The sequence below is a fragment of the Actinomadura darangshiensis genome, assembly GCF_004349235.1.
Taxonomy (GTDB): Bacteria; Actinomycetota; Actinomycetes; order Streptosporangiales; family Streptosporangiaceae; genus Spirillospora; species Spirillospora darangshiensis.
The window spans coordinates 1-10190 of sequence record NZ_SMKY01000313.1; the positions used below are offsets into that span (position 1 = coordinate 1).

The window sequence follows — 10190 nt, forward strand, 5'->3', positions numbered from 1 at the left end:
CGCCCGCCGATGTCGGCGGGCGCGCCCCTTCGGTCGGGCGCCGCTGCGGCTAGGCGTCGCGGCGTTTGAGCAGGAAGGCGGCGATCGCGAGGAGCACGACCGTCCAGAGGGCGAAGACGCCGTACCCCTGCCAGGGGGTCAGCAGGTCGTCGGGGCCCTGGTGCGCCTTGGCGATCAGGGTGCCGGCCTCGGACGGCAGGTAGGCGTGGACGTGGTCGCCGATGCTGCCGGGCAGCAGCGCGGTGAGCGGCGCCAGCACGAGCACGAACCCGATGACGCCGGTGATGCCGCCGGCGGTGTGCCGGACGATGGCGCCGATGGCGAGCGCGAACAGGCCGAGCATCGCCAGGTAGAGGCCGCCGCCGATGACGGCGCGGAGCACGCCCGCGTCGCCGAGGGAGACCGGCGCCTTGTCCCCGACGATCGCCGCGCCGATGAAGAACGACCCGAACGACACCGCGACGCCGAGGACGAGGATGACCAGCCCGAACACCAGGGCCTTGGCCCACAGCATCGGCAGCCGCCGCGGCACGGCGAGGAGGCTGGCGCGGATCATGCCGGTGGAGTACTCGGAGCCGATCACGAGCACGCCGAGCACGCAGACGGTCAGCTGGCTGAGGAAGAACCCGCTGCCGAGGATGAAGCTGACCGGGTCCGCGGCGATGCTGGCGCGGTCGCTCGCGTTCGCGTTGTCCCACTGCCCGATGGTGAGGCCGGTGAGCAGCGCGGTGAACCCGAGGTCGAGGAGGATCAGCAGGATCAGCGACCACAGCGTGGACCGCACCGTGCGGATCTTCGTCCATTCGGCGAGCAGGAGCCGCCCGAAACCGGCCGCGCCGTACTCGACGCTGTCGCGGGTCAGCTCCATGAACGCCGACTCCAGGGAGCCGCGGCTCGGGGTGAGCTCGTGCAGGACGATGCCCCCGGCGGCGGCGAGCTCGCCGACGCGGGGCGCCTCCATGTGCGTCACGGTGAGCTGCCCGTCGTCGCCCGGGACGACCTTGCCGCCCTCGGCGGTGACGGCGTCGGTGAGCCGCGCGGCGTCGGGGCTGCGGACCGTCACCGTCTTCTCGGTGCTGCGCTCGATGAACTCCTCGGTGGAGCAGTCGGCGATGAGCCGGCCGCGGCCGATGACGATGAGGTGCTCGGCGGTGACGGCCATCTCGTTCATCAGATGGCTGGAGACGAACACGGTGCGCCCCTCGGCGGCGAGCCGCTGCATGAGGGTGCGGATCCACATGATGCCCTCGGGGTCGAGGCCGTTGACGGGCTCGTCCAGGATCAGCACGGAAGGGTCGCCGAGCAGCGCGGCGGCGATGCCGAGCCGCTGCCCCATGCCGAGGGAGAAGCCGCCGGCGCGCTTGCGGGCGGGGCCGGTGAGGCCGACGAGGTCGATGACCTCCTCGACGCGCTTCTTGCCGATGCCCTGCGTCTGGGCGAGGCACAGCAGATGGTTGTAGGCGCTGCGGCCGGTGTGGACCGCGCGCGCCTCCAGGAGCGCGCCGACGACGCGCATGGGAGCGTTCAGGTCGCGGTAGTGGCGGCCCTGGATGCGGGCGTCGCCGCGGTCCGGCCGGTCGAGGCCGAGCAGCAGCCGCATGGTGGTCGACTTCCCGGCGCCGTTCGGGCCCAGGAACCCGGTGACACGCCCGGGCTCGACCGTGAACGACAGGTCGTCGACGGCGGTCTTGTCGCCGTAGCGTTTGGTGAGGTTCTCCGCCTCGATCATTCCTCTTCAGGCCGCTCTCTCGTCGCTGTTGGTGATCACGGTCACACTAGCGCGCCTGGCGCGGCGTCCGGATCCTCCTGGAAGTCGATCCGCCTCCACCCTCGGTAGGGGGCGGTCTCCACCCTTCCGCCGGGGCAGGGGGCCGGAGACGGCGAGACGCCCTCCCCGCGGCGGGGAGGGCGTCTCGTCCGGGGGAAGGATCAAGCGGCGGTGACACCGTCGGCGGCGTTGACGTCCTTGTGGAACCGCTTGTGGACGTACAGGCGCTCGCCGAGCGTCTCGCAGCGCCACCACAGGCCGCTGGGCGGCCCGATCCGGGTGCCGCGGGGCAGTTCGCGCAGGACCTCGTTGACGGGGGTCATGCGCATCCGCCCGGACCGGCAGATCAGGATGCGCCGGTCGGTGACGACGACGACCCGGTAGGCGTTGGCGAAAATGATGATCCAGTACGACAGGAGCGCGAAGTACTGGCTGGTGGTCTGGGCGCCGAACACCGCCTGGATGTTCTCGCCCGGCTGCAGCACGTGGGCCGCGTTGGCGCTCATCTTGTCGCGGATGGCCACGGTCGGGGGCCTTTCTCGTGTTCCGATGAAAGGCCTGATTGTGTCATCGAATGCTCCGCCCTTGTGACGGTTTCACATCATTGGCGGCCTCGGGGTCCGCGCAGTTCATCCAGCGGATCCGGGCTCCGGGACGGCCGCCCTTTATTGACTGCCCGTCAATAGGTGCGGGAGGATGGCCGGCATCCCCGACCCGCCGGGAGGCCCCGTGCCGGCCGAACACCCGCCCGCCGACCCCGTGCCCGCGAACCCCGTACCCGCCGCGCCCGAAACCGCCGCGCCCGAAACCGCCGCGCCCGAAACCGCCACGTCTGAGATCGCCGGGCGGCTCGGCGACCGGGACGTGCTGCGCACGCTGGCCGCCGAGCCGCTCGTCGGCCTCGCCGCCGGCCGCGCGCTGCTCATGCAGCTCGCCCACCCGGCCGTGGCGCGCGGCGTCGCCGAGCACAGCGACTTCGCCGCCCGCCCGCTGGCCCGGCTGTTCGGCACCCTCGACTTCCTGCTGATCACCACGTTCGGGACGCCGGAGCAGGTGGCGCGGATCTCGGCGAAGGTCCGCGGCATCCACACCACCGTCCGCGGCGACGGCTACTCCGGCAACGACCCCGGCCTGCAGCTGTGGGTCAACGCGACGCTCATCGACTCGGCCCTGCACATCCACGAGACCCTGATGCGGCCCGGCGACCCGTCCCTGCCCGGGGAGTACTACCGGCAGGCCCGGATCGTCGCCGACGTCCTCGGCTGCCCGCTGGAGTCGCAGCCGCCCGACCTGGCCGCGTTCCGCGCCTACATGGCCGACACGCTCGCCGCACTGGAGGTCACCGACACCGCCCGGGAGGTCGCCGCGGCAGTCCTGTGGCCGCGCCGCCTGCGCGTCCTGTTCCCGGCCCTCGCCGTCTTCCGGCTCGTCACCGCCGCGCTCCTGCCCGAGGACCTGCGGGAGGAGTTCGGGCTGCCGTGGACTCCGGCGCGGCGCCGCGCGGCCGGCGCGATCCTGCGCACCGCCGCCGTCACCCACCGGGTCACGCCCGGCTGGCTGCGGCGCCCGCCGCAGCCCCTCCTGGTCCGCCTCGCGACGTTCCGCGTCGACCGCACCCTGTCGGCCCGCCGGGCCCGCCGCCGCGCCGCCTAGCGGTCCCGGCCGGGCATCAGGCGACCGACGAGTACGCGACGACGCCGCGGCGCATCGCGTCCATGGCGCGGCGGGCGGTCTTGCGGAGGTGGCTGTTGCGCGGGGCCGCGTCGGTGACCTGCCCGAGCAGGTCCAGGAGCTGCTTGACGGCGCGGACGAAGTCCCCGGCGGTCAGGTCGCTCTCCAGCAGCACCTCGTCGAGGTCGTCGCCCTTCGCCCACCGGTACGCCGTCCACGCGAACCCGAGGTCGGGTTCGCGCAGGAACGACACGCGGTTGTCGCGCTCGACGGCGTCCAGCTCCCCCCACAGCCGCACCATCGCGGCGAGGGCGTCCTGCGCCGGGCCGGCGGGCGTGCGGGGCGGGGTCGCGTCGTCGGGCTGCCGCGACTCGTACACCAGCGCGGACACGCACGCGGCCAGCTCGGCGTGGCCGAGCTTGTCCCACAGGCCCTCGCGGAGGCTCTCGGCCGTGAGCAGGTCCAGCTCGTTGTAGATGCGGCCGAGGCGGCGGCCCTCGTCGGTGACGGAGTCGCCGTCGAGGTAGCCGAGCTGCCGCAGGACGGCGCAGACCCGGTCGAACGTGCGGGCGATCACCTGGGAGCGGCCCTCGACGCGGCGGCGCAGCTGCTCGGTCTCGCGGTCCAGCCGGTGGTACCGCTCGGCCCAGCGGGCGTGGTCCTCGCGCTTGTCGCAGCCGTGCACCGGGTGGCCGCGCAGGTCGGCGCGCAGCCGGGCGATCTCGGCGTCGTCGGTGGCGGCGGAGTCGCCGCGGCGCCGCCTGCCCTCGCGGACGTCGTCGGGCACCTTGGTGCGCAGCGTCGAGGCCAGGTCGCGGCGGTCCTGCGGGTTGCGGGGGCTGAACGACTTCGGGATCCGGATCCGGTCGACGGGCTCGACGGCGCGCGGGAAGTCCTGGATCGACAGCCGCTGCACCGACCGGTTCACCGTCAGCACCAGCGGCGCCGGGCCGTCCGAGCGGCGCCCGACACCGGGGTCGAGGACGACGGCGAGCCCGGACCGCCGCCCCGACGGGACGAGGATCACGTCACCGGGCCGCAGGTGCTCCAGCGACCTGGCCGCCTCGGCGCGGCGCGCCCCGGCCCGCTCCCGCGACAGCTCGGACTCCCGGTCCGACAGCCGCCGCCGCATCGCCGCGTACTCCATGAAGTCGCCCAGATGGCACTGCGCGGCCTTGGCGTACCCTTCGAGGGCCTCCTCGTTCTTGCGGACCTGCCGGGCCAGGCCGACGACGGCGCGGTCGGCCTGGAACTGCGCGAACGACTCCTCCAGCAGGGTGCGGGCGCGCTCGTTGCCGACGGCGCCGACGAGGTTGACGGCCATGTTGTACGAGGGCCGGAAGCTGGAGTTCAGCGGGTAGGTGCGGGTGCCGGCGAGGCCCGCGACCGACGCCGGCTCCACCTTCGGTCCCCACACGACGACGGCGTGCCCCTCGACGTCGATGCCGCGCCGCCCGGCCCGCCCCGTCAGCTGCGTGTACTCGCCCGGCGTCAGGTCGACGTGCGCCTCCCCGTTCCACTTGTCGAGCTTCTCGATCACCACGGTACGGGCGGGCATGTTGATGCCGAGCGCGAGCGTCTCCGTCGCGAACACCGCCTTGATCATCCCGCGGGTGAACAGCTCCTCGACGATCTCCTTGAACGTCGGCAGCATCCCGGCGTGATGCGCGGCGACACCGCGCTGCAGCGCCTCCACGAAGTCGCCGTAGCCGAGGATCCGCAGGTCCTCCGGCGCGATGTCGGCGGTGCGCAGCTCGGCGTGCGCGCGGATCTCCTCCGACTCCTCCTTCGACGTCAGCCGGATCCCCGCGTGCAGGCACTGCAGGACGGCCGCGTCGCAGCCGGCGCGGGAGAAGATGAACGTGATCGCCGGGAGCAGCCCGGCGCGCTCCAGCCGCTCGATCACGTCCGGGCGGGCCGGCGGCCGGAACCGCTGCGGGCGCGGCGCGCGGCGGCGCCCGGTGCGGCGCCCCTGGTTGACCTTGTTGCGCCGGACCTCCTCCACCGCCATCCGCGTCAGCTGCGGGTTGAGGTGCGCCTGCCGGTCCCTGCCCTTGCCGGTGTCGACGAACAGGTCGTACAGCCGCGTCCCGACCAGCATGTGCTGGAACAGCGGGACGGGGCGGTGCTCGTCCACGATCACCGCCGTGTCACCGCGGACTTCGTGGAGCCATTCGCCGAACTCCTCGGCGTTGGACACCGTCGCCGACAGCGCCACGATCCGCACCGAGTCCGGAACGTGGATGATCACCTCTTCCCAGACGGCGCCGCGGAACCGGTCGGCGAGGTAGTGCACCTCGTCCATCACGACGAACGCCAGCCCGGCGAGGGTCTGCGACCCCGCGTACAGCATGTTGCGCAGCACCTCGGTCGTCATGACGACGATCGGGGCCTCCCCGTTCACGCTGTTGTCGCCGGTGAGCAGCCCCACCTTCTCCGGCCCGTACCGGCGGACGAGGTCGGCGTACTTCTGGTTCGACAGCGCCTTGATCGGCGTGGTGTAGAAGCACTTCGTACCGCCCGCCAGGGCCAGGTGGACGGCGAACTCCCCCACCACCGTCTTCCCGGATCCGGTGGGCGCGGCGACCAGGACGCCGGAGCCGTCCTCCAGCGCCTGGCACGCCTCCAGCTGGAACGCGTCCAGCTCGAAGTCGTACAGGGTGCGGAAGTCCAGCAGGGCCGGGCCGTTCCCGGAGGTGCGCCTGCGGTAGGCGGCGTACCGCTGAGCCGGAGTCTGGCCGGCCGACGTCGTGTCGGGGGTGGTCATACCGTCGAGCCTACGGTTTCGACCGGCCCGATACCCAATCAGACCGGCCCGATACCCAATCAGACGGGCCCGGTCCCCGGTGATACGGCGCGTCGCGCGGCCGGCGGGCCGGTGCCGTCAGAGGGCCCGGTCGCCCTTCTCCAGCTCGGCGTCGATCCGCTCCAGGTCCAGCGGGGACGCCTCGTCGTCCGACAGGCCCTCGTACGGGTCGGGTGCGCGGTCCTTGCGCCGGTCGTGGAAGAACGCGAGCAGCTCGGCGATCTCGAACAGCACGATCGTGGGCAGCGCCAGCGCCAGCATCGTGAACGGGTCCTGGCTGGGGGTGGCGACCGCCGCGAACACGAACACCCCGAAGATCAGCAGCCGCCGCGACTTGCGGATCCGCTCGTGGGTGAGGATCCCGACGAGGTTCAGCATGACGACGAACAGCGGCAGCTCGAACGTCAGCCCGAAGATGAACAGCATCGCCTGCGCGTAGCCGAGGTAGTCCTGCACGCCGACCAGCACGGTCGTGTCGCCCGGCGCGAGCCCGATGAAGATCTTCAGGCCCTTGTCCATCGTCAGGTACGCCAGCGCGCCGCCGAGCACGAACAGCGGCACCGCCGCGGCCAGGAACACATACGTCCAGCGGCGCTCCCGCCGGTACAGGCCGGGCGCCACGAACGCCCAGATCTGGTACAGCCAGATCGGCGACGACAGGATCGCCCCGACGATCAGGGCGACCTTCAGGTGGATGAAGAACCCGTCGAAGATGCCGTGCACGACCAGGTCGCACTTGTTGTTCAGGCAGTGCTCGGGCGGGATCCGCGTATAGGGCTGCTTCAGGAAGTCCCAGATCGGCGGAAAGAAGATCCACCCGACGAGCGCGCCGGCCACCAGGCCGAGGATCGCCTTGATCAACCGGTTGCGCAGCTCACGGAGATGGTCCATGAGGGGCATGCGACCCTCGGGGGCGGCGTCGCGCCTGCTCAGCTTCATCGTCGGCATTCAGGCTCGGTTCTCGGCGGGTGGGAACGGGGGCGGGGGCCTGCGTCAGCCCTTGCGGACCTTACCGGGGTCCGACACCGGCACGCCCTGGATCGGCTCGCCCGAGCCCAGCGCGCCGCGGGGACGCTGCGCGCCCTCACCGGCCGCCTCGCGCTCCAGCCGCGCCGCCTCCTCGCGCAGCCGCGCCGCCTTCTCCGCCGCGCTCTCACCCTGGGCCGCCTTCGCCTCGGGGGCGGCATCGCCGGACGCGCCGTCGTCCTCGTCGTGCAGCCCCTTGGTCTCGGCCTTCAGGATCCGCGCCGACTTGCCCAGCGACCGCGCCAGCTGCGGAAGCTTCGTCGATCCGAACAGCAGCAGGACGACCGCGAGAATGATCAGAATCTCGGTCGTGCCAAGTCCAGCCATGTCAATCCTCTTCAGCAGGGCCCTGTCAGGACGGTCGTACGGTCACGACGATCGTACGCCCTCCCCGGGCCGTTGTGACGATTGAGCTTCGTCGAGACGCGACAGTTCATCGCGCAGCGCCGACTGTTTCGGTTCCAGCCGCCGCCTGGTGCGTTCCAGTTCACGACCGAAACGCCGCACCCCCAGCCACACCTTGAAGGCGCACCAGGCGAGCACCGCCAGGCCGAGGGACCCGAGCGCAACCGCCACCGACATCCACGCCACGGCCGCCACGCTACCGGATCCCCTCAGAGGACGCCGTACCGGGCCAGCGCCCGCGCCGCGTCGTCGCGGACCCCGGATGCGACCGGTTCCGGGGCGACGACGCGGCCCTGATCGCCGAGCCGCAGCGCCAGGCCCCGCACCCAGCGGGCGTCCGGCGTCCGCAGCACCACCCGCAGCCGCCCCTCCCCCAGCTCCTGCACGCTCTCGCACGGGTAGTAGTCGGCGACCCACCGGCCGCGCGGCGACAGCTCCAGCGTAACCGCCTCGTCCTGCGGCGAGGGCCGGAACAGGCCCGCGTCCACATCGATCGGCTCCGCCTCGTCCGGCACCTGCGCGGGCACGTCCAGCACCGCCAGGTCGGCGATCCGGTCCAGCTTGAACAGCCGCACCCCCTCCGCCCGCCGGCACCACCCCTCCAGGTAGGTGTTGCCCTCCACCACCAGCAGCCGCATCGGGTCGACGTCGCGCTCGGTGTTCTCGTCCCGCGCCGGCACGTAGTACGTCAGGTGCACGCGGCGGCCCGCCGCGATCGCGTCCCGCAGCACCCCGACCGAGGTGCGGGCCGGGTCGCCCGTCCCGCCGCGGGCGTCCACCTCCACCGCCACCTTGCTGGACACCGCCGCGGCCTCCCCCGCCGCGCTCTCCAGCTTCGCGATCACCCGGCTCAGCGCGTCCCGGTCGTCCAGGTCCGGGATCCCCGCCAGCATCCGCAGCGCCACCAGCAGCGCCGACGCCTCGTCCACCTTCAGCCGCAGCGGCCGCGCGATCGACTCCGCCTCCGCCACCGTGATCTCCCCGCCCTCGTAGGACAGGTCGATCGGGCAGTACGGGTCGGGCGCCCGCAACTCCACGCACCACAGCAGGTTCAGATCGTCGATCAGCTGCTTCTCGGTCACCCCGAACGCGGCGGCCGCCTCGCTCAGCGCCACCGAGTCGCGGTTCACCACGTACGGGACGAGCGCCAGCAGCCGCCCGAGCCGGTCCGTGGACGTCGCCGCCGCCTTCGCCGTCATCGCCCGTCCGCCTTCCCCTGCTCCACCGGATGCGGGCCCGCCGCGGCCAGCACCGCCTTCAGGTGCTGGATCACCGCCTCGCGCAGGTCCGGCGGGTCGAGCACCACCACGTCGTCGGCGAACCGCGCCAGGTACGGCGCGAACCGGTCCACGTCGCGGAACGTCAGGACGGCCTCGTCCCACTCCCCGTCCCACGCGCCAGCCTCGGCCGGGCGGACGTCCCGCGCCCACCGCCGCGGCCCCTGCGCCGCGCCCCGCCGCAGCCGCACCGACGCCGGCCGCGGCTCGCTCACCGGGTCGCCCCAGTCGAACGCGATGCGCCGCACGTCCACCCCGTCGGGGACCGCCACCGACCCCGGCGGACCGTCCGGCGCCACCTCCCCCACGATCCGGCTCAGCCGGAACACCCGCTGCTCGTCGCGGTCCCGGTCGAACCCCACCACGTACCAGCGGCCCCGCCGGCTCACCACGCCCCACGGCTCCAGATGCCGCCGCGCCACCGACGTCCGCCCGATCCCCTGGTAGTCGAACGCGACCGGGCGGCCGTCCCGCACCGCCTCCCACAGCGCCGCGAACGACGGCTCGTGGGTGTTCACCCGCGGCTCGATCCCCACCGCCGCCGGGACGTCGGTCTCCACCCCGGCCGCCCGCAGCTTCAGCAGCGCGCCCGACGCCGCCTCCGCCATGCTCGCCCGCTGCCACACCCGCGCCGCCAGGCCCAGCACCGCCGCCTCGTCCGGCGTCAGATGGATGTCGGGCAGCTCGTAGGCCTGCGGCGGGATCCGGTACCCGATCTCCTCACCGCCGCCGCCCTGCTGGTCGCTGCCCACCTCCAGCGGCACGCCGAGCTCGCGCAGCTCCTCCTTGTCGCGCTCGAACATCCGCTTGAACGCCTCGTCGGACTCCGGGTAGCCGGGCACCGCCCGGCGGATCTGCTCGGCCGTCAGATAGCGACGGGTGGCGAGCAGGCAGACCACCAGGTTCAGCAGCCGCTCGGTCTTGCGCCGCGACACTTCGCCACCACCTCGTTCCCTCCGTGAGCCCCGTTCCCCGGCCGGCGTGCCGATCCTCCCCGCGCACCGTCCAGCAGGACGCTACCGTTTCCCGGTGTGATCCGATGGCGCAAAGGCACAGTTGAGGACATCCGCCGCGAATGGCCCGGGGCGGTCGAGCTGAACGTCTCGATCGGGGGCGACGGCACGCGCCGGGCCCTGGCCTACCCCGCCCTGGTGGGACGGCCCGAACCGGGCGACACCGTCCTGCTCAACACTACGGCCTTGGCGATGGGCCTCGGCACCGGCGGCTACGCCATGGT

At 72.9% G+C, this 10190-nt stretch carries 10 protein-coding genes; 2 read left to right on the forward strand and 8 right to left on the reverse strand.

Annotation, left to right across the window (positions count from 1 at the left end):
* Positions 1 to 49: 49 nt before the first annotated feature.
* A complete protein-coding gene (locus tag E1293_RS50575; protein ID WP_132203968.1) occupies positions 50 to 1729 on the reverse strand; it encodes an ATP-binding cassette domain-containing protein in 1680 nt (559 codons plus the stop codon).
* A 200-nt stretch (positions 1730 to 1929) separates the two neighbouring features.
* Positions 1930 to 2292 carry a hypothetical protein gene (locus E1293_RS39365; RefSeq protein WP_132203970.1) on the reverse strand — a complete coding sequence of 121 codons (363 nt, stop codon included), beginning with the start codon at positions 2290 to 2292 and terminating at the stop codon, positions 1930 to 1932.
* Between the two features lie 172 nt (positions 2293 to 2464).
* Between E1293_RS39365 and E1293_RS39370 the strand changes: the two genes are divergently transcribed.
* Positions 2465 to 3421: an oxygenase MpaB family protein gene (locus tag E1293_RS39370; RefSeq protein WP_132203972.1), complete on the forward strand. Its 957-nt coding sequence runs from the start codon at positions 2465 to 2467 to the stop codon at positions 3419 to 3421.
* A gap of 16 nt (positions 3422 to 3437) precedes the next feature.
* On the opposite strand, the gene E1293_RS39375 is transcribed toward E1293_RS39370, so the two are convergent.
* From E1293_RS39375 to E1293_RS50345, 6 genes are all read right to left on the reverse strand, one after another.
* A complete protein-coding gene (locus tag E1293_RS39375) occupies positions 3438 to 6206 on the reverse strand; it encodes a DEAD/DEAH box helicase (protein WP_132203974.1) in 2769 nt (922 codons plus the stop codon).
* Between the two features lie 117 nt (positions 6207 to 6323).
* Complete coding sequence (gene tatC, locus E1293_RS39380; RefSeq protein ID WP_341770242.1) at positions 6324 to 7136, reverse strand: twin-arginine translocase subunit TatC; 813 nt, start codon at positions 7134 to 7136, stop codon at positions 6324 to 6326.
* A 102-nt stretch (positions 7137 to 7238) separates the two neighbouring features.
* Positions 7239 to 7598 (reverse strand): Sec-independent protein translocase subunit TatA, encoded by a 360-nt coding sequence (tatA, locus tag E1293_RS39385; protein ID WP_132203978.1) that lies wholly within the window; start codon positions 7596 to 7598, stop codon positions 7239 to 7241.
* A gap of 42 nt (positions 7599 to 7640) precedes the next feature.
* Entirely contained in the window at positions 7641 to 7871 is a 231-nt protein-coding gene (locus E1293_RS39390) for a hypothetical protein (RefSeq protein ID WP_132203980.1), read from the reverse strand.
* 14 nt (positions 7872 to 7885) lie between these two features.
* Positions 7886 to 8875, reverse strand: coding sequence for a helix-turn-helix transcriptional regulator (locus E1293_RS48065; protein WP_165978597.1), 990 nt, complete (start codon positions 8873 to 8875; stop codon positions 7886 to 7888).
* The gene (locus E1293_RS50345; RefSeq protein WP_165978598.1) at positions 8872 to 9888 is read right to left on the reverse strand and encodes a helix-turn-helix transcriptional regulator; all 1017 of its coding nucleotides are present in this window, start codon (positions 9886 to 9888) and stop codon (positions 8872 to 8874) included. Before E1293_RS50345 ends, E1293_RS48065 begins: the two co-directional genes overlap by 4 nt.
* Before the next feature lie 96 nt (positions 9889 to 9984).
* Between E1293_RS50345 and E1293_RS39400 the strand changes: the two genes are divergently transcribed.
* The coding region (locus E1293_RS39400; protein WP_132203982.1) for a DUF3866 family protein at positions 9985 to 10190 on the forward strand (206 nt) is incomplete at its 3' end.